This window comes from Pseudoalteromonas citrea, assembly GCF_000238375.3.
GTDB lineage: Bacteria > Pseudomonadota > Gammaproteobacteria > Enterobacterales > Alteromonadaceae > Pseudoalteromonas > Pseudoalteromonas citrea.
Genome location: NZ_AHBZ03000027.1, coordinates 229,393 through 252,979 on the forward strand (window position 1 = coordinate 229,393; position 23,587 = coordinate 252,979).

Annotated in this window: 17 protein-coding genes; 4 read left to right on the plus strand and 13 right to left on the minus strand. The window is 43.2% G+C overall.

The features are described from left to right. Window positions 1-15: 15 nt before the first annotated feature. The 13 genes from PCIT_RS19220 to PCIT_RS19280 are packed head-to-tail and all read right to left on the minus strand — an operon-like array spanning window position 16 to window position 18,198. Window positions 16-735: an ABC transporter ATP-binding protein gene (locus PCIT_RS19220; RefSeq protein WP_010362059.1), complete on the minus strand. Its 720-nt coding sequence runs from the start codon at window positions 733-735 to the stop codon at window positions 16-18. A 10-nt stretch (window positions 736-745) separates the two neighbouring features. Beyond that, window positions 746-2,002: an ABC transporter permease gene (locus tag PCIT_RS19225; RefSeq protein WP_010362060.1), complete on the minus strand. Its 1,257-nt coding sequence runs from the start codon at window positions 2,000-2,002 to the stop codon at window positions 746-748. Further along, window positions 1,999-3,408: an ABC transporter permease gene (locus PCIT_RS19230; RefSeq protein WP_010362061.1), complete on the minus strand. Its 1,410-nt coding sequence runs from the start codon at window positions 3,406-3,408 to the stop codon at window positions 1,999-2,001. The genes PCIT_RS19225 and PCIT_RS19230 overlap by 4 nt, the downstream gene beginning before the upstream one ends. 9 nt (window positions 3,409-3,417) lie before the next feature. After that, the gene (locus PCIT_RS19235) at window positions 3,418-4,179 is read right to left on the minus strand and encodes an outer membrane lipoprotein-sorting protein (RefSeq protein WP_010362062.1); all 762 of its coding nucleotides are present in this window, start codon (window positions 4,177-4,179) and stop codon (window positions 3,418-3,420) included. 10 nt (window positions 4,180-4,189) lie between these two features. Beyond that, a complete protein-coding gene (locus PCIT_RS19240) occupies window positions 4,190-5,275 on the minus strand; it encodes a nitroreductase family protein (RefSeq protein ID WP_010362063.1) in 1,086 nt (361 codons plus the stop codon). Then, window positions 5,250-8,075 (minus strand): aminotransferase class III-fold pyridoxal phosphate-dependent enzyme, encoded by a 2,826-nt coding sequence (locus tag PCIT_RS19245; protein WP_010362064.1) that lies wholly within the window; start codon window positions 8,073-8,075, stop codon window positions 5,250-5,252. The genes PCIT_RS19240 and PCIT_RS19245 overlap by 26 nt, the downstream gene beginning before the upstream one ends. Window positions 8,076-8,086: 11 nt before the next feature. Next, window positions 8,087-9,253: an acyl-CoA dehydrogenase family protein gene (locus PCIT_RS19250; protein WP_010362065.1), complete on the minus strand. Its 1,167-nt coding sequence runs from the start codon at window positions 9,251-9,253 to the stop codon at window positions 8,087-8,089. A 23-nt stretch (window positions 9,254-9,276) separates the two neighbouring features. Further along, window positions 9,277-11,571 carry a polyketide synthase gene (locus PCIT_RS19255; protein ID WP_010362066.1) on the minus strand — a complete coding sequence of 765 codons (2,295 nt, stop codon included), beginning with the start codon at window positions 11,569-11,571 and terminating at the stop codon, window positions 9,277-9,279. Next, window positions 11,572-13,101 carry an AMP-binding protein gene (locus tag PCIT_RS19260; protein WP_010362067.1) on the minus strand — a complete coding sequence of 510 codons (1,530 nt, stop codon included), beginning with the start codon at window positions 13,099-13,101 and terminating at the stop codon, window positions 11,572-11,574. Between the two features lie 9 nt (window positions 13,102-13,110). Further along, window positions 13,111-14,718 (minus strand): aminotransferase class I/II-fold pyridoxal phosphate-dependent enzyme, encoded by a 1,608-nt coding sequence (locus tag PCIT_RS19265; protein ID WP_010362068.1) that lies wholly within the window; start codon window positions 14,716-14,718, stop codon window positions 13,111-13,113. A gap of 17 nt (window positions 14,719-14,735) precedes the next feature. Further along, a complete protein-coding gene (locus tag PCIT_RS19270; RefSeq protein ID WP_010362069.1) occupies window positions 14,736-15,854 on the minus strand; it encodes a Rieske 2Fe-2S domain-containing protein in 1,119 nt (372 codons plus the stop codon). Then, window positions 15,851-16,123, minus strand: coding sequence for a hypothetical protein (locus PCIT_RS19275; protein ID WP_010362070.1), 273 nt, complete (start codon window positions 16,121-16,123; stop codon window positions 15,851-15,853). Before PCIT_RS19275 ends, PCIT_RS19270 begins: the two co-directional genes overlap by 4 nt. After that, a complete protein-coding gene (locus PCIT_RS19280; RefSeq protein WP_010362071.1) occupies window positions 16,117-18,198 on the minus strand; it encodes an AMP-binding protein in 2,082 nt (693 codons plus the stop codon). The genes PCIT_RS19275 and PCIT_RS19280 overlap by 7 nt, the downstream gene beginning before the upstream one ends. A 767-nt stretch (window positions 18,199-18,965) precedes the next feature. Here PCIT_RS19280 and PCIT_RS19285 point away from each other — a divergent pair. From PCIT_RS19285 to PCIT_RS19300, 4 genes are all read left to right on the plus strand, one after another. Then, window positions 18,966-20,228, plus strand: coding sequence for an efflux RND transporter periplasmic adaptor subunit (locus PCIT_RS19285; protein ID WP_010362072.1), 1,263 nt, complete (start codon window positions 18,966-18,968; stop codon window positions 20,226-20,228). An 83-nt stretch (window positions 20,229-20,311) separates the two neighbouring features. Then, on the plus strand, window positions 20,312-21,016 hold the full coding sequence (locus tag PCIT_RS19290) for an ABC transporter ATP-binding protein (RefSeq protein ID WP_010362073.1): 705 nt from the start codon (window positions 20,312-20,314) through the stop codon (window positions 21,014-21,016). Between the two features lie 2 nt (window positions 21,017-21,018). Continuing rightward, window positions 21,019-22,332, plus strand: a complete 1,314-nt coding sequence (locus PCIT_RS19295; protein WP_010362074.1) for an ABC transporter permease — start codon at window positions 21,019-21,021, stop codon at window positions 22,330-22,332. A 9-nt stretch (window positions 22,333-22,341) separates the two neighbouring features. Continuing rightward, the gene (locus PCIT_RS19300) at window positions 22,342-23,547 is read left to right on the plus strand and encodes an ABC transporter permease (RefSeq protein ID WP_010362075.1); all 1,206 of its coding nucleotides are present in this window, start codon (window positions 22,342-22,344) and stop codon (window positions 23,545-23,547) included. Window positions 23,548-23,587 lie beyond the last annotated feature (40 nt).

Sequence of the window (23,587 nt, forward strand, 5' to 3'; positions counted from 1 at the left end):
TAAGTACACTTTTTATCACGATGACATCGCAGCCTGAGGTTGCCCTGCGGTTACATTTTCCAGTTGTTCATCGCGCATAACTTTGCCATCTTGAAGGTGAATAACGCGGTGTGCACGCTCGATAACTCGAGGATCATGTGAGCTGAATATAAAGGTGATCCCCAACTTTTCATTTAAAGAGACCATTAAATCTAATAAGCTCTCTGTTGACTGAGAATCTAAATTAGCGGTTGGTTCGTCAGCGATAACCAATAATGGTTTTGCAGCAATGGCACGAGCAACCGCAACACGTTGTTGTTGCCCACCGCTTAATTGTGCCGGGAAACGATTTTTAAATTCACCTAACCCCACGGCTTCAAGTGTTTCAATGGCGCGTTGTTTGCGCTCTTTTTTACTGACTCCTGAAAACTCCATAATCATTTCAGTGTTTTCTAACGCAGTCAGCACTGGCATTAAGTTGTATGCTTGAAACACAAAGCCAATCTTGTCGCGACGGATGTCTGCCAATTTATTACTGCTAAATTTGGCAACATCATTATCATCAAATTGGTAATTACCAGAAGTCGGTTTGTCTAACATCCCCATAATATTCAATAGGGTTGATTTTCCCGAACCAGATGGTCCTGCAATGACCGTGAACTCACCTTGATTGATGGTTAAGTCAATGTCTTTTAAACAATGAAAAGATTGATGTTTGTCAGCGAAAATTTTATTTATTTTGGTTAATTTAATCATGGTTATTCCTTTAGGCATCTTGGGTTGCGGCAAGTGGTGAACGATGACCTGCACGAATAGCAGGGATCAGAGTAACAATAATGGTTAGTAGGAAAACAAACAGCACACTCAATGTCAGCTTGCTGGTATCAAGAATGGAGTAGAATTTTTCAGGTAACAATACGCCTCCCGCTTCCATGGCTGTACCAAAGACTTCTTTAAAATTGAGCCCTTCAGTTGCGAAGTGATAATGACCCCATAGGCCAAGCGCCAGTCCAATAGAAAGCGAAAAAGCACTGAGATAAACCGCTTCTAATAACACGACCTTAGAGACCGTGCTGGCACGAGAACCCAAAGCTATCATCATGCCAAATTCTTTTTGGCGTCTGAATGTGGACATTAATACGGTATTTAGAATACCAACAGCAACAACGACATAGACGATTAACATCAGCAAGTACATGCCAGCGGCATCGAGGGTTACCGCAGAATAAAGCTCAGGGGCGGCTGTTTGCCAAGGTTGTACATCATAGTCACTCAAGGCAGTTGTTAACTGTTGTGTAATTGCAGCTAAAGTTTCCGGGTTTGCTTGGCTATATAACGCGATTTGACTGGCAGAGTTTGGTACTTCAAGGAGAGTTTGCAGTGACGTTAAAGGTACTTCAGCCCAAAAGGTATCAATCTCGTGTAAGCCAGTTTTAAAGATGCCAGCAACCATAAATGCAGAGCGCGCAAGATCGGCTCCACTGGCTGGTTTTGCGGTGATTGTTACGGTATCACCAATCCGTACTTCGAGGTTTTTTGCCAGTGTTTCTCCGATGACAATGCCACCCAAGCGTTGCATCTGTTGATCCTGACTGAACTGCGGCAATGTTTGTCCTGCAATAATGGCTTTTTGATCTGCGATTGCTGATACTTGGTTTTCTTTATTGGGTTGTACGCCTGAAATCGTTAACGCCACGCCATGTCGCCCCGCTTGAATTAATGCGTCTACCCGTAACCGTGTAACGGCAGTCAGTGTTGGGTACTGCTGTGTTATCTGTTCTATTACTTGTTCAGGCTTGGCAATCAAATGCTGCAGTGCTGGATCATCACTGTATGAATCGTGTTGCACAATAATATGGCCAAGACCCATTCTTACACCTATATCGATCATGGCTTTATGCCCACCGTCGGATAGGCCCATAAAAAGAATCATCATGCTAAACGCGAATACAATGATCACTGAGGTGAGAGAGGAACGTCGTTTATTCCTTAATAGATTTCGTAATGCAAGCTTGTGGATCATGAGCTTCTCATTCCTTGTGCTGGGATTAGTCGAGCCGCAGATAGAGCGGGGTATAGCGCTGCTAACAGTGCAATGATGAACATCACGACAACAGGCGTCAGTAAGTTGTCTAAAGTGAGCTTGGCTTTAAGCGCACTGGTCATGCCAACACCTGCAAGGCTAAATTCTCCAAACTGGCTTATATCCCAGCCGTAGTGTTGCAAGTAGCTGCCAAGGGCGATGCCCATGATAAGGCCTGCAATAGATGCGACCAATGTCAGCATGAGGGTTTCCACGGTGACAAGCCAAACGACATTGTTGCCTTTCAAACCTAATGCTTTGAGTAGACAAAGCTCCTTACGACGTTCCATCACACTCACTAGCATTGCGTTCATTACGCCGACACCGGCAATGAGGAAGATGATAAATACTAAGGTGCCCATGAGTGCTTGGTTGGATTGGATCAACGCTAATATATCCGGACGTAACTCTGACCAAGTTTGCACGCTAAGTTGCTGCTCATGCACTGAAATAGCCTCTGAGACGGAATCACTGACCTGTACGACAGTTGCTAAGTCATAGGTTTTTATCGCAATTTCATGACTTTGATTGGGTAGCTGCAACAATTTTTGTAGATCTTGTAAGTGAAATACAATACGGGTTCTGTCTATTAAATCGGTGCCTTGGCGGCTTGTGCCTGCAACTTCGAGCTGCAAGGATTGCTGTGCACCTAAAGACGTTTCATACAAAAGTGTGACGATGTCACCCTCATCGGCTTGCAGGTTTTTAGCAAGCTTTACACCTAAAATAACCTTAGGTGGTACATCAGGTAATGGGGCAAGGGTATCAATGAGTTGATTGGTCTGTTGTTGCGTTGAGCTATTGTCTGAAAAAAGCCCATCAAGTTCAGCAAAAGCGTCAGCCACAGCTTGCGCTGTAAGCTGCTCATCTAGCTGCTTTTGCTCGTCATTTAGTGCTTGTCCTAGAGGCCAGGGGGTTGGTGTGCTCAAAAATGTACCACTGACCATTTGTTCAGCTAATGTCGTGACACGCTGTTCATGGTCGGGTTCTACGCCAAATAAGCTCACGCCCACGGACTTGTTGTCTTTACTCAAGTAACCAAAGCTATAGATACGTGCTGCTGCAGCAGTAATTTGCGAGTTTTGGCGCACGCTTTGCAGCAATTCAGTATTATTAGCAATGGTCTGCTGCAGCTGACGTTTGGCTAAATAGTCTTTTTGGTGGATTTGGATATGACCTACTTGACCTGCTGTCGTGCCAGTGATCAAATCATTACTTAAACCGTCCATGATGGCTAAAGTAGTAATACAAAAGCCGATCCCGAGCGTAATACCGAGCGCCGTTACCGTACTTCTTTTTCGATTTCGTAACAAATTTCGCCACGCGAGTCTGATAAATAGTCCCATGCTGCCTCCTTACAAAAAAGCTTGTTCTGAGAACTTGCTGGCGGCAAGGTCGGTGTTAAATTTAATTTTTTGATAGTGCATACGAGTATATTCATCTGGTTTATCAGTGACGCGCATTTCCATCATGGTAGGTACTTTCATGCCATCCATATCTTTAATATCTGAATACGTCAGTGTACGCTCTGGTTGAGGGTCATCTTTGCGGCGAAAATACGTTACTTGCTCTGGGTAAACTCGACCTTCTTCAATGTAGAGCGTATATAAGACTTTGCCCCATACAACTGGTGCTGATGGCAGTGGTGTAAGCTCAACTAGGTGATAGTTACGAGTTTGTTTATTCCACGTTTTTTGTGCGCGATAGGCATAGTGTTGAGCCAGATCTGTTTCACGCATTAAATCATCATTACTGAAGTGGCTGCCCATCCAGCTAGAAGCAAGCATCGAGCTGCTCATCACTGTGGTGCGTTTATTTCGCGGTTCAAAAAATGAAATTCGCTCATCTACTTTTAGGGTCATATTGCCACGCCATAAAGCAGGTCCGAGCATTCGCACCATTACTTTTTGCGCATCATCACGGTCATCAGTAAGCACCAGTAGGGTAAAGTCTCTTTGATATTCGGCCTTATTAATGTTCATAGTTAGGACCGAAGCGGAGGTTTGTGCACGTAAAATACGCTCAGCACTGTCTATCCATTTACCCAGCGGTAAATCGGTCTTTGCTGTACTCACAAATGAAGCTAAGCAAAGAAAAAGAAAAGCAAGTTGTTTCATAATGGTCCTTTTAGTGTTGTTTTAATATGTGCGGTAATGCAGCACGATATCTAAATTGGGAAATAAATTTTGGGTCAGCATCACTTTTTCCAACGCGAGCAATAAACAGAGGAGTATGTTCTGCGCCTAACTGTTCATGCAGCGCGGCTTTTGCTTCAGGGTGTTGCAATAAAACACTCAGTGGATGAATACCAAGGCCTTGGGCGGTCGCTTGAAGCCACATTTCAATCATCTTTTGACCTGCAGATAACCAATCAAAGGTGCTTTGTGAATTGCTTTGGCATAGGCAAATGATTTGACTGCTTTGTGCGGTCAATTGGCTTAATACTTGTGCCATGCGATCCGCTACACCCAGTTTAGCGAGTACTCTCATTGATAATGGATTGAGCAACAACTGGTGTGCGCGACGTTTGATCAGAGACATAGGCCCCATTAATTGCTGGATGTTAAAACCGCGCTCCGCGTTAACACCGGGCGTTTTAGAAAAGTCTATAAATGCATAGGTTTCTTGCCATGCTTTAGCATGCTTAAAGTCTTGGCTGGCAAAGCGAGCAACTAAATCGGCAGTTTGCTGGTGCTTGTCACCTTCGATGCTTTGCCACTCAATGTGCGAACTATGCCAAAGCACTGTAGATAAAATACGATCATGGGGCGCCAACTTAGTGCCCCCCGTCAGTGCACCTCGGTAGGTATAACGCTGCTTTAATAAAGACTTAATTTGATTAAATCTGGTGTGGTTAGCACGCTCAGGGTAGTACGTTATGTGTGCTTCTAAAATATAAGCGTGCTCACAAGGAGCATAGTTAACCTTAGGTTTAATGGGGCTCGATACCACACACGTGACCCCAGCTGATTCAAGTAGGTTTATTAATACGGCACTGAACCCAGCAAGACTCATCCACATCTCATTTTGCAGTGCAGGTAGCGCATTTATAATATTGCGCTGATCAAACCCTATTTGCAGACGGCCATCAAATGGCACGCTTTGCGCGTACCATTGCACCTGCCATGGTTGGCAATTATGAGATGAGGGGACGAGTTTTGCTAACTCAATACACTCAGCAACCAGATCAGCTAGCGGCTTGCAAAGCGTCATTTTGCGGTTTCTCCTGATCCAGTTCAAATCCATGAATTGCAGCTAAGGCTTGCACTTGCTCAACTTGAGAGCAGGTTAATGCGCCCATGCTAAAGTGACTAAAAGTACCCGCTAAGCCCAGTAACATGGTTTCGCCGCAGCAGGCATAAACTTGTCCACTGGGTAGCAACATCCCCGGTAAGGTGAAATTAGGATTGTGGGATAAATTCACCACGCCACCACGTATCAATTTGACGTTAGGGCGGATTAAAACTATGTCTTCTGGCACATCTTTTGGCACAGCAACATCACTTATCAATACCGGTTTATGTTGAGCGATGTAGTTGGGTGTAAAGACGGTTGTCGGGCTACTTGTATTACTCACAATGACATCGGCCGTTTTACAGGTTTCAAATTGTTCACTGACTAGGAGCAGTTGTCGAGCAAGTAAAATGCTCTTGAGTTCTCTGATCAGGATTTGTGGCTCTTCTGAGCCTAAACGGGGTGCTAGCCAATCACGGCATACCTTAAGAAGCTGACCGCCAGTTTGTTGTTGATCAACGGCTTGATATAAGTTCTCACAAATAATATCTAAGGTTTTATTCATATTACTGGTGCTGCCAGCACGAGTAATGAGTAATAATGACTGACAGTATTTAGCGAGTACGGCACTGTGAACTTGACCTATGTTTCCGGCCGCACCACACACTGCGATTGTGGCTTTGCTAAGCTCGATACCATGGCGTTGCGCACTACTTAAAATGGTATTAATGCTGGCAGCAACCGTTAAGGCGTTACCTGATGTTGCGGCTGGAGTGTTAAATGTGAAATCACAGCAGTTGTTAGTTACAATCGAGGTATACCCTCCAAACCCAACTAATTTGCAGCCTTCCTCTCTGGCCAATCGATACGCTTCGTGCACTTGTGAACGAATAATCTTAGCTTGGTTAAAGCGCCTGTCGGCTTCAATGCTTTCGGCATCCATTTGAATCCCGAATAAGACCAATTCAATTTGTTTACCGGTACTTGATGTGACGAGCCTACGTGCCAAAATGCTAGGAAGTGTGACGGGCAATATATGCTGATTAAGCTCTTCTTGCTCATACTCATCAAAGACTTCCCAACCAGGGTCGATTTCATTCAGACTATCTTGGTCGATAAGGTGACTGATAAACGCCACTTTATCGACACCTGTTGCTATTGTTTCGTCACGCTGAGGGTGATTCATTATTTTGCTAAATGGTGTTAATGCTAAATCGCTGTGGATCAAGTGTGATAATAGAGGCGCGATTTGGTGGCTTCTAATTAAATCAAAAGCTTGTCGAAAGGCGTCTACCACCTTGCTGATTAAGGCACTATCAAAATACCCTGAAGGCTGCATTCTTAATACTTTGCGTTTACCCAACGATGGCAATACACGAATATGATGCTTATGTAGCAAATACCCGGCAATGGTCATGGAAAGGACATTTTCACTGTCTAAATTTGAGATAGTGGCACTTGGGTGGTCGCTGAACGAGGCAAGCTCAATCCCAAGCATGCAACCTTTGCCGCGTACTTGGGTGATCATATCAGGGTAGTCTTGAGCTAACTGATTAAACGCGCAGAGAAAATGTTCGCCAAGTTGCATTGTTTTGAGTTTTATATCGTCACGTTCAAGTAGCGCTAAGGTTTTTAATGCCACGGCACTGCTTAAGTCATCATCAGAGAACGTTGTGCTATGTAGCATACTGAATTCGTTATGGTAGCGACTTTTCTCGACAGCAAGGGCAGATATTTTACACAGGCCACCGCCAAGTGATTTAGCGAGCGTGATGTAATCATTCGGCGTGTCATTGGCGATACTTTCTAAAAATGAACCGGTACGCCCCAGTCCACATTGAATTTCATCGGCAATAATCGCAGTGCTTGGGTAGTGCTCTTTAATATGACGAAGTAACGCATTATGAGAAGCACTGAGAGGAACAACGCCGCCTTCTCCTTGAATTGGCTCGTAGATCACGGCGGCCAGCTGATTAATAGGCTTTTTAACCAATCGCAGTGGGGCAAACTCAATATGCCAATAATGGCTTTGCCAAGTATTTAATTTAGTAATAAACGCATCGGCGTCATCAATAAACGTCGCGTCTGCATTATTTGCGATGAAGGGTAAGCGGGCATCACGGTTATAGGTTGTCGCTAAGCTACCCCGTGTTTTTCCGTGAAAAGCCCCTTTAAATGCGGCCACTTTGCTGGGTAAATTAAACACATGTTGATTACGAAATTCAATGGCAGATTTAAGTTCATCAAGTGTTTCTATTGGCTCTTGCTCGAGTAAATGCTCGCACTCACCAAAGAAGGTATCGTTCAACTCTACATGATTGCTTGCTAAGCGTACTTGAAACTCGCGCCAGTTTTCAGCACAGTTTTTTTGCGCATCACTGATACGTTGAAAGTATTCATATTGTGCATGCTTTAATGCAGCTTCGACGGCTTCTGTTCCTGTGTTTAGTAGGACGATTTGATAATGCTTTTGCGTTTCCGAGTAGAGTTTATCAGCTAAGACAGTGCGTAATTGCTGTGCCATGGGGCGCTGTGCACCTTGCACCCACATAGGCCGGTCTGCACTCAGTAAGGTTTGCATGGTCTGCACAAGTTCTGGGTGATTGTGACCGAGTAAAGTACTGCCAAATCCACCAACTAAGTCGATTACATCATGTTGGTGGTCATCTTTTTTCCAAGTGAGCATATCGCCTTTGGCTTTTGAGAATTCTACTAATAATCCGGCGCTATCAAGTAAAGCTTCGCGGCTTAATATTTCTTGTCCGATACGAATTTGCATAAGTTAACTCCTTAAATCCACTGAGCTTTTAAGCGTTTAATAAGCGCTGTACTGATGTTGTTTTTAAGTACATTAGAGGTACCCGAGAAAATGGCGCTGGGCATGGCATCACGTAGCATGCGTTCTATGTCACCACTGATCACACCTTGTGCGCCATGCAGCTGGACGGCTGTTTGGCCGTTACTAATTGCTGACTCTGAAATAGTAATTTTTGCTAGGCTGCTGGCAACACCAGAGATATCGCCTTTATCAAGTGCCCATGCTGCTTTGTACAAAAGTAAGCGGCTGGACTCATAATTTAAGTACATGTCACAGAGTTGGTGCTGTACCGCTTGATAACTCGATAATGGCGCATTAAATTGCTGACGCTGGCTTACGTACTGTGCCGTTTTTTGTAATTGTCGTTTCATTTGCCCAAGGTAGAGTGCGAATAAACACACGCGCTCCCATTCCATGGAAACTTGAAAGATCGGCGCGCCAGCGCCTAAACGGCCGATCAATGCGTCTTCAGGAACTTGGCAATCATTAAAACGAATATCGCCCATCGCTGTTGTGCGTAGCCCTGATTTATTGTGAGGCGTTTTGGCCAACGCCACACCGTACTCATGTGAATGGAGAATAAAAGTGGAGTAATCGAAGTAGTTACCTCGGTCTTGAGTTCTCAGGTGGACCACAATAAAATCAGCAACAGGTGCATTGGTGATATAGTCTTTATGGCCATTGAGGACATAACCTTCGTCGCTCTTTTGCGCGTTTGTGGTCATTGCGTAGATGTCAGATCCGGCTTGAGGTTCAGTAATGGCATGCGCACCAACCCAAGCTTCACTGGTAATTTTTGGTAACCAGTGTGTTTGTTGCTCTGGGGATGCAAATGCTCTGATTGGGTGAACACACGCGCATAGGTGAGCAGAGAGTGCAAAAATCAGCCCTGAGTCTTCACAGTGCTCAGCCAATGACTCAATGCCAGCGGTTAGCTCAAGTGCATTGAGGTCATCGCCTTTCATGCTTTTAGGCAGTAACCACTTACCCACACCTTGGTTAATCAGTTGTCTAAACAAAGGCTTTGAAAATGTTCCTGCTAAGTCGCGCTGTATGACATCATCTAAGTCTAGCTTTAGGGCTATATTTTTTGCTTGCTCAGCGATCCGCTGTTGTTTTTCGGTAAAATCAAAATTCATAATTATTTCCTTGCGCTCTACTGTTATTGAGCAAAGTCGCTCATGATCACGTGGTAATTGACGCCGCCTGTGCCAAAGCCATTAATGGCGGCATGACGCATGCCTTTCGGTGCGATGTACGCTTTATCATCATGCATTGGGTCGTAACCTAGTTCTGACAGTTGTAAATCATGGCGTAACTCGCCTTTGATTAAGTTTTTAGGTATTTGGCCATGTTCAAAGCTCAACATCACTTTGATAACACTGGCTAAGCCTGCGACCGCGAAGGTGTGCCCAAACTGCGTCTTTAGTGCACCGAGCTTTAAGGTATGTTGTTGTCGTGGACCATAGACTGATGAAATCGCAGCGACTTCAACGGCATCGCCAACAGCGGTACCGGTTCCATGAGTTTCAACAAATTCAATATGCGCTGGTTTAACTAAGGTTTGAGAAAAAGCATGATCCATCGCGTGGACTTGTCCTGCGCTGTTAGGTGCAATCATTGATTTACTAAACGTGCTTGAGCCTATGGCGTTTAGCTCCGCGAGCACAGGCCAGTTATATTGCTTAGCCAATTGACGTTTTGTGAGAATAACCAGTGCGCATCCATCACCTGGTGTAAAACCGTCAGCGGCCTCACAAAATGTGGCAATAACATTGTGGGATAACATTTGTTGACTTGAGCATAAGCTTAGATCATGTAAATTAACGGGGAGTTCCACAGCTGCGACTATTGCCACGTCTATTCGGCCACTTAGTATCGCGTTTTTTGCACAATCAAGTGCTGCAATAGAGCCGGCACAAGCAGCTTCAATTGCTAGATGTTGACAGTCATTTAGCTCAAAGTGTGCAGCGATTTGGCGACTTAGATTACTGGCTTGAAAGTCTTCACTGAGCGCATCTTTATTAAACTGTGCTTGCCATTGCGCCAGGCATACGTGCGCCGCGCTCTTACCTATGCCTAATATCTCATTACACTGTGAATAGAGACTATGTAACTTGGCTGCTAGTAACTTACGACGCTCTATAAAGGGTCCTAAATTAGTCGCGGTGACCACCATTGCTTTCGCGCTTTTTGGCAAATTGAGCGTTTGCCACTGTTGCAGTGTATGCTCTAAAACGTCTTTTGGTTGAGGTTGAGCGAGTAAGTCGAATTCATCGGCGTTAAGCTTTGCTGTATTGTGGCAATAATAACTATCGTGCTGTGCACCGCTTGCTTTAAAGAGGGTTCCGTCGGCATAACGTTCATGTTGGAGCGTCGCTATGCCGCCGATTGGATCTGTTAAACCGCGCCAGTAAGCTTTTGCGCCAAAACGGTCAGCTAACCAGATCTGTTTGTCACACAGCACGACGGTATTTTTTTCTTGACTCTCAATCGTTTTAAACTCTCGACTAACGGTAAACGTTTTTGCAGTCTGAGCTTCTGGAGTATTTGAGAACAAGGCTTGTACATGAGCATTGGGTTTTTTAAGCCAATTGTTGAGCACCAACGCTGCGCAGACAATACCTGTATCAGGTAATATATTGGCGCGGTGGTCTAACTCAATGTTGTGTGTATTGATGGTGGTTTTTAGTTGTTCTGTTACCGGTGCTACGCTTGGGTTACAAAGCACAATACTGTGTACATCAGCAGACTTTGCATGTGCAGGAAGTGCCTCTCTTTCGCAGGTTGAGACGTTACCTAAATAGCCTTTTGCATCTGTAATAGGAGTTTCACAACGCTTTAATAGTATGACACTGGCAGCCAAACGTTGTGTTGTTGTGTGCTCAGATGTGTCATTTGCAATCGCAATTAATACAGATTGGGCTTGATTTGTTCTGAGGCTGTCATAAGCCAGTGAGATTGCTTCACAGAAGCTTTCATTACCCGCTTCAATAGCAAATGCTCGACCTGTTAACTTGCAGCTTTGCGCAATTCGCGTGGCCATTGTGGTTGCCATTTCACCCACTTTATCGTGACTACTGCCGAGCTCTGTTGGCAATAATGAAGCGAGTTGCTCAGCGGTTTGCTCTGAGCTTAGTTGCATTAATTGCCTTAACATTGCATTAGCACTCACACGGTAATGGTTTGCTAACTGTCGATCTGTGCCGGCATGCGTGCATAAAATCACATCAGTCCGATCTTGCCCAATGGTACTACGGTGCGACTCGATTAAATTGTGGCTTAGTTGTAATAATGGCAATTGCATGCGGTTAATCGCAGTACGATAAATGGGTGGTATAGCAAATTTGGCGTACTGTTTTTGGTCTTCAAGTACCGCTAATGAACCATCTTTCGGTGATCCAACAAGTTGTGCGCAATCTAGCAGTGCAATGGCGCTGGGAGTGTTCGGTGTCATTTAACTGTCTACCTTTGCAATTTCTGGGTAATCAATTTTGCCGTTGGCATTTTTAGGCAATTGTGCAAGCGCTTTAAATTTGTGCGGGATCATATATACGGGAAGTTGCTCAGCACAGTATGCTTTGAGTTGCAAAGAACTTGGCTTATTTGATATGTCTTGAGGTGAGTACGTCACAATAATTTTGGTTGATTGATCACAAAAGCGAACTGCAACCTCTTTTATTTCTGGGTGGTGACTCAGCTGAGCTTCGATTTCTCCGAGTTCAATACGGTAACCAGCCACTTTGATCATGCGGTCTCTGCGACCTAGGAAGTAAAAAAGACCGTTTGAAAATTGTACAATATCGCCAGTGTGGTGTACGTGATGTTGGTGGCTAGTGTGTCGCTGCGCATCATGACAATAGCCCTGAGTGACGCAGCTTCCTTTGACAACTAGTTCGCCACTGGCACCTTCGGCTAATGTAACTTGCTGGTGGCTCTCATCCACAAGCCATACCTGTGCATCACCTATGGGAGAGCCGATAGGCAATGACGTGTTAGTAAGAATATCTTTATCTGTAACATGATAAGCCAAACAAACATTCGTTTCTGTCGGGCCATAGAAGTTATAGAAAGTACAATCTTTGATGTTATTTGCCAGTGCCTGAAGGCAGGGTTTTGGCATGGTTTCTCCGGCAAAAATAACATGTGTTAGGCTCAGAGGTGCAGCTTGTTCCCATAAGCCAATGCGATTCATTAAGCTAAGTAATGACGGCACTGTGTACATAGTGGTGATCCTTTGTTCTTTTAGGATCGTGGCCAAATTAAGCGGTTGTTTAGCTGCATCATCATCGGCTACATATAAACTGGCACCAACACTGAGACTTGAAAATAAATCGAAGGTACTAATGTCAAAGTTAAAACTGGCGATGTTCAAGAATCGATCATGATTGGAAAGTGACAATGATTGAGTTGTCCAATCAATAAAGTGTTGCAGGTTGCCAAGTGACAACTTCACCCCTTTCGGCCTGCCTGTTGACCCTGATGTAAACAAAATGGTGGCAAGATCATCTTTTTGGCGGTGTGACACAGGCGGACTCTGGTCATTGCTAATATGCTCATGCCATACAAACTGCGTGAAGTCTGCGGCCGCATCATATGTGTCGACCAAGGTAATAAGTTTTATATGTGGAAATGCATGCAATGCAGCCTGCGCTTGGTTTAGGTGCGCGGCGTCGACGAGTAAGGTGTCTACTTGTCCATCAGTTAGGATCAACTCAACTCTGTTTATAGGCTGCTTTGCATCAATAGGAATATATGCTGAGTCAGCACTTAACGCGGCGAGTATACTCAGCACATAGTGGTTATTTTTATTCAACCAAATAGCGGTTCGTTTAGCAGGCATTAGCACAGTTGCCAAGGCGCTCACATAGTTTGCGGCTTGTTGGTAACTACACACTGGTTCAGCCAATAAAAATGGCTGCTCTGGTTGGGATTGAGCCCAATGAAATAGCGCCTTATGCAGCGCTGTTGGCAACGTGTTGTTCATGGCTGTTCCTTAGCGATTAAAACCGGGTAAACCCACTTCTTGTGCGGCTTTAAGTAAGATCTCTATTGCTTGATCTAAGTCTTCTTTAGTATGTTGTGAAAGCACACTGATCCGGAGTCTAGCGTCACCGACCGCCACGCCAGGGAACACCACTGTTTGGCAAAACATGCCAAGTTGTCGAACGTGGTGACCAAGCTCCATCGTGAGCGTTTCATCACCAATCACAATTGGAATAACAGCGCTTTCAGACTCGCCTGTATCAAAACCACATTCGCGCAGTGCACTATGGAGGTAATTTACGTTACTCCACAGCTTTTCCAGTCGCTGAGGCTCTGTTTCTATGATGTCGATACATTGAATTAATCCCGCGGCAACGTGTGCTGGAATAGTTGCAGCGAACACATATGAGTTGGCATAAAAACGCAGATAGTCGATAACTTCTTTATCACCACATACAAACCCGCCCATACCCGCCAGCGTTTTACTCATGGTACCGAGTTCTAAGTCGACTTCATGCTTTAGGTTAAAGTGCTCAGCAGTGCCAGAACCTGTTGCGCCTAAAATACCTGTGGAGTGTGCATCATCAATGAGAATACGTGCTTGGTATTTACGGGCTAAACGCACCATTTCAGGGAGTTTAACGATGTTACCATGCATGCTGAATACGCCATCAGCGACAATAAGTTTACCGCCGTCTGAATCACTACAATTTTTAAGTACTTCTTCTAATGAGGCCATGTCATTGTGTTTATAAATACGCTTTTTAGCACCTGATAGCTTACAGCCATCTTGAATACTCATATGGTTATAAACATCGGTGATAATAGTATCTTTTGGACCCATTAAAGCTGAAATAGTACCTAAATTAGCAGAGTAGCCTGAAGGGAAAACTATACAAGCTTCACGACCTTTAAAGCGCGCCAGACGTTCTTCTAGTTCAAGGTGTAAATGATTGGTGCCACCAATCAGTCGGCATCCGGTATTCGTCGCGCCGTATTGTTTAACGGCATCACTAATAGCGTTAATAACCCGAGGCTCGTTGGCCAACCCCAAATAGTTATTTGAGGCAAACATTAAAAACTCGCGTTCTTTATTTTGGTATGAATCAAAGATAGTGGCACGGTTCTCACACTTTGAGCTCAATGGCATACCGTACCAGAAGTTACCTGCTTGCTCTTGAGACTCATAAAAATCGTTAAACTTTCTAACTTTACTGAATAAATCAGGGCTGCCATCCGCAACAAAGTCTCGCATCGTTTGGTGCGCTGTTGCAGCTTGTGCTTCAACACTGGGCGATGTTTGTGGGGCTGTTTGAACTTCATGGGTAACGCCCAAGCTAGACAGCTTTTGTTGTCCCTTTGCTGTCACAGCAACATTTGTACAACGATCGACTAAATCTTGGATGGTATTGAAGCTTGCCGTATTGAGTTTGGTATCAAAAGCAAAGAGTTGCTGAAGTTCGTCAACAATACTGGCTAATATAATTGAATCAATCCCTAAGCCTTCTTCCATCGCTTGGTCGAGCAGTAAATCAGACTCGCTATAGCATGTTTGTTCTTTTACAATGTCGAGAACAAGCGGCTGAACATCAGCCGCTGACAGTGTGTTTTGTGTCATAGTTAAATCCATTTACTCTAGTTAATTTCTTCAATACCAATGATTTGCTCGAGTGAGGGTGCCTCGACATCAGTGTGTGGTTTAGTTTGCAGTTTTGCTTTTAGTGCTTTTTCTTCATTGGCTTCGCGAATTAACTTCTCTCTAAAACGAATATAGTGAGCGTTTACTTTATCTAGAGGGATCAATCGATTGGCTTTTGGACTAGACACTTTCGGGTTTTGATATGAAATAACCGCCATATCTTTATCTTGTTGTACAAATCGCTCGATACGACACATGTACCAAGGGCGAACAGGGCGCCAAAATGGAATTGGTAATGGTTTAATTAACGGTAACAACAAGTCACGTTTTGGTTCTTGGTAACATACACAAACCCAGCATGTATTGTCGTCGATAGGTGTTGGAATGAACATTACATCGAAAACATCGCTTCGGATCAAAACAAGATTAGGCATTTGTACATCAATGCCAAACTGCCAACCGCGGGTCCAAGGTTTACGTGCAACTAATGTTTCTTCTGCCGTGCGCTCGTCATCTGGGCGAAGTACAAAATCACTGGTAATTAATGTCCCGTCAACTTTACATTCAAAGTTGTCGACTTTGCCGCCTTTGGGATCCCAAATATTAATCGCAGATCCTTTATGTACAAATGGAATGTGATAAATCTCACAAACACTTTCTACATAACGGGTATAGTTAATTGGCGCATCCCAGCCATAAAAAGAATAGTATCCTTTGTACTCTTTGAACTGTTTGAACATCGGCACTTCAGGGTAGTCATTTTCAGGCATTAAATCGCCATACCAAAACCAAATAAGGCCAAATTCTTCTTTTACTTTATAAGTTTTGACACACATCCCTTTTGGTACATCACCATTTTTACCTAGTACAGGCATGTGAACGCAGTCACCCTTTTGGTCAAATTGAAAACCATGGTAAGGGCAGGCAATAATATCACCGTGCTGTTTTCCGCGACTGAGCATAACGCCTTTATGTGGGCATTTATCGTCCATACAAACCAGTTCACCTTTGGTATCGCGGTACAATACCAGTAACTTGTTTAGACGTTTGATGCCGATAGGTTTCTTTTTGACATCTTGGATCCGTGAAATTGCATACCATTGATTAGGGATCATAGTGTGGCCTCCTTATTGCTGTGATGTTCAATAACTTTGCTGAGTACTTCGACGGAAGCAAAGTTGTCCGGGTGAATATCGATAACGGGTAATCGCAATGAAAACTCTCGATGGATAAAGTCAACGACATCAAAAATAGATGCAGAGTCCAGAATATTGAGTTTTATTATTGGCGTATCTGGTGCCACTTGTTCATCATCATCTAGGTAACTAGATGCGATGAACTGGCATAATTTGGCCGACACAGTGTCTACTGAAAGATTTAGCATGTTGAATCTAACTCCGTTTGCGGTTTCTTATTTGCTACTTGGGTAATTTTTTCTGCGAGTAAGCTGGGTGTGTTGCAGCTGTAAAGCACATCCGGTGCGAGGTAGACGCCAGTTTTCTGTTCTAATCTAAAGAGAATTTCCATTGCTAACACAGAGTCAAGCCCGACATTTGCAAGTGAATCTTGCGCAGAGATTTTTTCGCTGGGTACCCCTGTTAGCTCTGTGACTTGATAGATCAGCCATTGTTGAACACTTTCAGTATTCTGTAGGTTCAAAATATGTGTAGAGGCATTACTTTCAGTATCATTTTTCTGCTGTTTTTGTGCATCGAAATGAAAATAGCTCTGCAGTTGTTGTTGCTCAAATGCGTGTTTAATTGCGACACGTTGTAACTTACCAGATGATGTTATTTTGATGGTTTTACGAGGCAAAAAGAGGACCTGATCCGCTTTGATACCAAAGCGCTCAATCAGACGAGTATTTAACGTCATTGTTAATGCATCAAAGTTGCTGATATTACGTGGAACCTCAATTGCCATAACGAGTTGCTCGCACTGATCGTGTGCGATGGAAAAAGCAGCACTTCGGCAGTTTTTTAACTCAGGAAAAGCAAGTGATGCTTCATATTCTAAATCTTGTGGGTAGAAATTCGCGCCGCGTAAAATTATCACTTCTTTTAAGCGGCCAGTGATGAACAGTTCATCATTGTCATAAAAGCCCAGATCTCCAGTACGGTGATATGTCTCCGTGTAGTTATCTAGCTGCAAACCAAAGTTGGCAATAGTACGAGGCTCATCTTGCCAATACCCAGGGCTAATACTGCTGCCTTGTAGCCAAATTTCCCCGACTTGGCCCATCGCAACTTCTGTATGTGTGACAGAGTCAACTATTTTTGCGTTAAGAGAGTGGTGAACAAGACCGCTGCTAACCAGCCATTGACTGTGCTTAGCTTCTGGTGAAACATGTTTAACGACACCTCGCTTTAATAGTGGTTCATCAATACATAACTGTTTGTATTGTTGGCCGTGCGGTTTACCACTCACCATAAGTGTCGCTTCAGCCATGCCGTAACAAGGCAGAAAAGCATTGGTTTTAAGCCCACATTGAGAGAATTTTTCAAAAAATTGCGTAATGGTGTGAGCGTTAATGGGCTCAGCACCACAAAACAAGTTTTCCAGAGAAGATAAATCAAGTTCAGCTAACCGTGCTGGGCGTATATTTTTAACGGCCAAGTCAAAAGCAAAGTTAGGCGCACCCGTTGTGGTTGCCTTAAAGTCGGTAACGGCTTTAAGCCATGTAAATTGACTGCGTAAGAAAATATCGGTAGGCATTAATAGCGTTGGATAGCCTGTGTAAACGCCTTGCATTACGCCGCCAACCAGACCCATATCGTGGTGTGGTGGTAGCCATAACATCATACGTGTAGTATTTTCTTGATGGCCAAAGCTTTGGCGAATGAGCTCGGAGTTTTCTAGGGTGTTTTGATTCGTAATGATCACACCTTTCGGTTTACCTGTCGTCCCTGAGCTATATTGAAGCAGTGCTATATCTGAATTGTTAGTCTTAAATTCATGTAATTGGGGCGCTTCTACTGTCGAACAGTCGTCAATGAGTAGCCAGCGAACTTCTTTTCCAACCAGTTGTTCTTGTAATAATGGTTGAATCGCTTTAGTGGTAATCACAATCGGATTACCTAAGTCAGTCATTGCATACTCAAGGCGTTCTACTTGCAATTGATTTTTTGGCGGAAACGACGGCACTGCAATTACCCGTGCCGCCATACAGCCATAAAATGCCGTCACAAAATCTACACCCTGCGGTAATACAATTAACGCTTGATCTTGTGTATCTTGAAACGCTACTGACTGTGTCAACAATTGCTGGGCAACTTGGCTAATTGCCGTTGCTAAAGCCTGATAGTTGTAACTTGTGGGCGGCTCGTCTTTATCTACCATGAACTGAAAAACTTCTTGTTCTGGTTTATTAATCGCATCCGATGCAAGTAAGTCTATTAAACTATCTGCTTCACACTGTAAGAGATCTCTTTTTGGAAAAAGAGGATTGGAGGTTCCCATGCTACATAATCCTTTTGGTTTTGCTTATTTACATAATCGCCCACAATTGTGAAAGAAATGTGTAGAGTTATTAACTTTTAATTAAATCTTACATTAAAGTTTTAACAAATAATACACATTGCGAGGTTGTAATATGGAGTGTTTGTTGCTTTTTTGGCAGCGTAAATATTAATAAATATCAGTTACGTTTTCTTTTTGGGTATTCTGCTTTGTTGGACTTCAATATTCATCTTTATTTAATTATATTATTATCAATTGCTTATGTATATTTCGTGGGGTTTTAACTATCAAGTGATAGTTATGGTATCTACTCATGCCTGGATTTTGTATTAATACTCTAATAAGTATTAAGTAATACTAATTGGTTATATTTTGTTCTTTTTGTGTGCCAGTTGTTACAGTTGCTTGGATGTAAATAATATGTTCTAAGTATGAACTTTGCGTGATTTCCTATGTAAACCACTCAACGTTATTGCCTGTTTACTTTATTCCGAAAATATTTATTTAAAGGCTTGGTTTATGTGTCCACCATGGACACTCTCAGGTGTCCGCGGACACTTCCTAACAAATATATTTCCAACAAAACCATTAAAAATCAACAATTTGAATTTTGGCATGATAATCGAATAGTAAAGGTAAATTGATACAATTAAAGAGTACACCATGTTGTTAACTAGCGCGTTCTTGATCTCTCCGGCCATAATGATGATGGCAGTAGTAATAGTCGGCTTATGTGAATCAATTAGTACTCTGCTAAGGAGCGCAAAATGATTAGAGATACAAGCGGACAAGATCAACAAATCGCAGTTAATAAGCGATCTCACCTTAAAGTTGGTTTGCTGAGCGCAGCGCTATTTTTAGGCGTTGCTGTGTCAGCCAACGCTGTAATAAACAGCGAGAGTCCAACCCTTTCTTTATCAAAAAGCAGTCTTAATATTGCAAAGGTGACGTCAGGAAACTTTGTAAGAGACATTGCTGCGACTGGTTTTATTGTGGCGGCAAATGCACCTCAAGCGTATAGCCCAGAGCAAGGCTTTGTGACGCTAAAGGTGAAAGCGGGCGACACAGTTACTTTGGGTCAAACCATTGCCTTAGTAGACAGCCCAGAATTAGAGAATGTATTAAAGCAACAGCAATCAGAGTTGGCTCGTTTGCATGGTGAGTTATCTCGCCAAAAGCTTGAAGCAAGAAGAGATACACTGGCGTTAAACAACACGTTAGATTTAGCAAAAGTTGAACTCACCGCTGCGCAGCGTGAGAATCGACGTGCGCAATTGTCAATTAAGCAAAGCCTTATTAGTCAAATAGATTTAGAGCAGGCACAAGATGAGCTGGCAAGAGCTGAGCTGACCTATAAGCATGCCGTTCAAGAAGCGGAAATAGCCAAAGATACCTTAGCGTTTGAATTACAGTCGGCAAAAAATACCGTTAATCAGCAGCAGTTTGCGGTTGATGAACTGCTGCGTAAAGTGAATAACCTAAAAGTAAAAGCCAGTGTAGCGGGCATTGTGGGTAATTTATTGGTGCAACCAAAATCGGCGGTGACAAAGAACCAAGCATTAATGACCTTAGTTGATTTAAGTGCCTTTGAAGCGCAATTGCAGGTGCCTGAGAGCTATGCCAATGAGTTGGGGCTAGGGATGGATGTGGCATTAAAAATTGGTGACCAGAATGTGATGGGCAAGTTGTCTGCTATTTCTCCTGAGGTGAATAACCGTGAAGTGACAACCCGAGTTCGTTTTTCTCAAGAGGATGTTAAGAACATTCGCCAAAATCAGCGTTTGTCTGCGCGGGTACTATTAGAAAATAAAGAGGATGTGTTAATGATTCGCCGAGGGGCGTTTTTAGACTCAGGCGGCCATGTCGCTTATAAAGTGGAAGGCGATATTGCGACGCGAATTAATATTAACACCGGGGCAACCAGTATTCGTAGTGTCGAAATATTGGATGGCTTACGGATCGGGGATGAAGTAATTGTGTCGAATTATGAGCAGTTTGAAAAAGCCAATACGGTGCTATTGCGTCAATAAATGAATTGGGTGTCACTTTGGACACGATTAGAAAACAGCATACATTGAATTACGATAAAAATAAGAATTATGAGGAAAGTTACATGTTAAATATGAATGGAATAAGCAAAGTATATCAAACTGAAATGGTACAAACTCATGCGCTACAAGACTTTAATTTACAGGTGAATGAAGGAGAGTTTATTGCGGTAACAGGTCCGTCAGGTTCAGGGAAAACCACCTTTTTGAATATAGCAGGTGTATTAGAGCCGTTCACTCAGGGCGAATATTTACTCGATGGCGTCGATATTGGCAAACTGAATGATAATCAACGTGCAGATATTAGAAATCAAAAAATAGGGTATATTTTTCAGGGTTTTAATTTAATCCCTGACCTAAATTTGTATGAAAATGTTGAAGTACCACTGCGCTACAGAGGGATCAAAGCGCCAGAACGTAAACGACGTATCGAAGAGAGCTTAGAGCAAGTTGGTTTAGCAAGTAGAGCGAAGCATTTGCCACAGCAATTGTCTGGGGGCCAACAGCAGCGAGTGGCCATTGCTCGTGCACTAGCTGGTAAGCCACGCTTTTTATTGGCAGATGAGCCAACCGGTAATCTAGACAGTTTAATGGCACGACAGGTTATGGAATTATTGGAGAAAATTAATCAAGACGGGGCCACGATCGTAATGGTGACTCATGACTCTGAGCTTGCACGCAGAGCACCCAGAAATATTCAAGTGGTTGACGGGCAAATCGCAGACTTTTCGCTGTATCAAGGCAATCCTGCTGCTGTTGTAGGAGTGTAATTATGTTGTTTCATTATATAGATTTAAGTTGGCGTAGTTTCAAGCGCACGCCAATGGTGAGCGCATTAATGATCATCGCCATTGCCATTGGCATTGGTGTGACCATGACGAGTTTATCGGTGTATCACATGATGTCGGCAGATCCTATTCCAAGTAAAAGTAGTCAATTACATCATGTTCAACTATTAACACTTGATGAAGAGCGGGCTTGGTGGACAAAAGATGATATGCCTTATCAAGTGACCTATCAAGATGCGATGAATTTATTAAGCGCGGATTTACCGTATCGACGCACAGCCATGCTCAAAGCCGGTTTTGCTGTGCATCTTGATAACAGTGATATAAAGCCATTTATAGAGCAAGCACGAGTAGCTAGTGCTGATATATTCGCAATGTTTAATTTAAAGTTTATCTATGGCGGGGCATGGAGTTCGGACGATGAAGAAAGTTCTGCGGCTGTGGTGGTTATTGCACAAAGTTTGAACGAAAAACTATTCCAAGGAGAAAACTCGGTTGGTAAAACAATCAATTTAGATGATATGACAGTGCGCATAGTCGGGGTTATTAAAGATTGGCCAACTTATGTGAAGTATTATGATCTTAATAACGGCGCATTTCGTGAACCTGAACAGGTATTTCTCCCTTTTAGTTTGGTTGCACCGAATGAAATTGAATCTTGGGGCAATCATAATAGCTGGAAAGCGCAAAGTAATCGGAACTATCAAGATTTACTTAATTCAGAGGTTTTTTGGGTACAGTACTGGGTGGAGCTTCCTACTCAACAAGATAATGAGGCATATGCGAGTTTCTTAATGTCGTATATGGCAGAGCAGCAAAAAATAGGGCGGTTTGCACGAAAAGAGCTGAAGTATGCATTACGAGATGTGAATGAAATGATGGTGTATCGCGAAGTCGTGAATGAAGATAATAAAATATTAGTGATGCTGAGTTTCATGTTTTTAGCAGTATGTTTAGCAAATATTTTAGGGCTATTACTGGCAAAGTTTTTACGACGTGCACCTGAGGTTGGCGTTAGGCGTGCACTTGGTGCAAGTAAAACTCAGGTATTTATTCAGCACTTGGTTGAAGTTGGGTTATTGGGAATGATTGGTGGGTTATTCGGTATTTTAATTGCACAAGTAGGCTTATGGGGTATGCGTACCAGTAATAGCGCATACATGGCGATTGCTGATATGGATTTAACCATGCTGCTTGCCGCACCGGTTATTGCGGTAAGCGTGTGTATTTTAGCGGGGCTATATCCTGCTTGGTTAGTGTGTAGAACTACACCAGCCACCCACCTGAAAAGCCAATAAGGAGTTGTTATGTTTGAATTTAAACCTATTTTAAATGCTTTATTACGCGCGAAGTCGGGTGCCATTTTACTCTTACTGCAAATTGCTATTACGACTGCCATTGTGAGCAATGCGGCGTTTATTATTAAAGACCGTATTGAATATTTAGAACAGGAAACAGGCCTACCAGAGCGGGCACTTTTTCAGCTAGAGATGATGACGTATGGGACTGGGGTTGATTTTGCTAAACAGGTTGAAATAGATGAAGCGTTAATAAGGAATATACCTGGTGTTATTGATGCCGTGAATATAAATGCGGTGCCACTGTCAGGCGGTGGCTCTGGAGGCACTTACACGTTATTGCCACAAAACCAAGTATCACAGTCGGTTAGTGCCGCTTACTTTTTAGCTGACAACCATGTGTTGAATACCTTAGGCGTAGAGCTTGTCGCTGGGCGAAATTTTGAAGAATCTGAGGTCATTGTATCTAATGATGGTGCTGCAATTGCGAAAGTGGCTTTGATCACACAAGCCATGCATGATGAGTTTTTTCCTGAAGGTAATGGGCTTGGGCAAACAATTTACCGCGAGAATGACCCTGTAAAAATCATAGGGATAATAAAGCTGATGAAAGGGCCTTGGTTAAATGACAAGCGTAAAGATCGCTCTTTAATATTTCCACATGTTAGACCACGCCCTTTTCAAAAGTTCTTAATAAGAACAGAGCCTAATGAAAGAGCCACCGTCATGCGCAAAATCGAAGATGTATTGTTAGCAGAATACCCGCATAGGGTGATTAATTCGATAAGAGGGTTAGACGAACTAAAAGCAAAGTATGTTGCGGAAGACACCCTGATGGTGCGTATGTTAATGGTACTTATCGTTATTTTGGTTATGATCACGGCGCTCGGTATTTTTGGTTTGACCTTGTTCAATATCAACAAACGCTTAAAACAAATTGGAACACGTAGGGCGCTTGGCGCAAGAAAATCTGCGATCATACGCTACTTTTTAGTGGAAAATGCACTGATATGCTCGGTTGGAGTGGTGGTTGGGAGCTTGGGGGCGATATGGATGGGTAATAAACTGATGGCATTATATTCAGTGCCTGCGTTGTCTGCTTCATACATAGTGATAACGAGCTTATTGGTTATTGTAATGAGTTTACTTGCAGTCGTTGGTCCTGCTAAACGAGCAGCTGATATATCTCCGAGTATCGCGACTAGAAGTATATAATTATCCTTTCATTTTATATGTTTAGCGTTTTATTACAACA

Excerpts from the sequence above, each read along its gene's own strand:
- PCIT_RS19275 (WP_010362070.1), bottom strand. The coding sequence starts at position 16,123 with ATGCTAAATCTTTCAGTAGACACTGTGTCGGCCAAATTATGCCAGTTC.
- PCIT_RS19230 (WP_010362061.1), bottom strand. The coding sequence starts at position 3,408 with ATGGGACTATTTATCAGACTCGCGTGGCGAAATTTGTTACGAAATCGA.
- PCIT_RS19235 (WP_010362062.1), bottom strand. The coding sequence starts at position 4,179 with ATGAAACAACTTGCTTTTCTTTTTCTTTGCTTAGCTTCATTTGTGAGT.
- PCIT_RS19270 (WP_010362069.1), bottom strand. The coding sequence starts at position 15,854 with ATGATCCCTAATCAATGGTATGCAATTTCACGGATCCAAGATGTCAAA.
- PCIT_RS19280 (WP_010362071.1), bottom strand. The coding sequence starts at position 18,198 with ATGGGAACCTCCAATCCTCTTTTTCCAAAAAGAGATCTCTTACAGTGT.
- PCIT_RS19285 (WP_010362072.1), top strand. The coding sequence starts at position 18,966 with ATGATTAGAGATACAAGCGGACAAGATCAACAAATCGCAGTTAATAAG.
- PCIT_RS19255 (WP_010362066.1), bottom strand. The coding sequence starts at position 11,571 with ATGACACCGAACACTCCCAGCGCCATTGCACTGCTAGATTGCGCACAA.
- PCIT_RS19295 (WP_010362074.1), top strand. The coding sequence starts at position 21,019 with ATGTTGTTTCATTATATAGATTTAAGTTGGCGTAGTTTCAAGCGCACG.
- PCIT_RS19240 (WP_010362063.1), bottom strand. The coding sequence starts at position 5,275 with ATGACGCTTTGCAAGCCGCTAGCTGATCTGGTTGCTGAGTGTATTGAG.
- PCIT_RS19225 (WP_010362060.1), bottom strand. The coding sequence starts at position 2,002 with ATGATCCACAAGCTTGCATTACGAAATCTATTAAGGAATAAACGACGT.
- PCIT_RS19265 (WP_010362068.1), bottom strand. The coding sequence starts at position 14,718 with ATGACACAAAACACACTGTCAGCGGCTGATGTTCAGCCGCTTGTTCTC.
- PCIT_RS19290 (WP_010362073.1), top strand. The coding sequence starts at position 20,312 with ATGTTAAATATGAATGGAATAAGCAAAGTATATCAAACTGAAATGGTA.
- PCIT_RS19300 (WP_010362075.1), top strand. The coding sequence starts at position 22,342 with ATGTTTGAATTTAAACCTATTTTAAATGCTTTATTACGCGCGAAGTCG.
- PCIT_RS19245 (WP_010362064.1), bottom strand. The coding sequence starts at position 8,075 with ATGCAAATTCGTATCGGACAAGAAATATTAAGCCGCGAAGCTTTACTT.
- PCIT_RS19250 (WP_010362065.1), bottom strand. The coding sequence starts at position 9,253 with ATGAATTTTGATTTTACCGAAAAACAACAGCGGATCGCTGAGCAAGCA.
- PCIT_RS19260 (WP_010362067.1), bottom strand. The coding sequence starts at position 13,101 with ATGAACAACACGTTGCCAACAGCGCTGCATAAGGCGCTATTTCATTGG.
- PCIT_RS19220 (WP_010362059.1), bottom strand. The coding sequence starts at position 735 with ATGATTAAATTAACCAAAATAAATAAAATTTTCGCTGACAAACATCAA.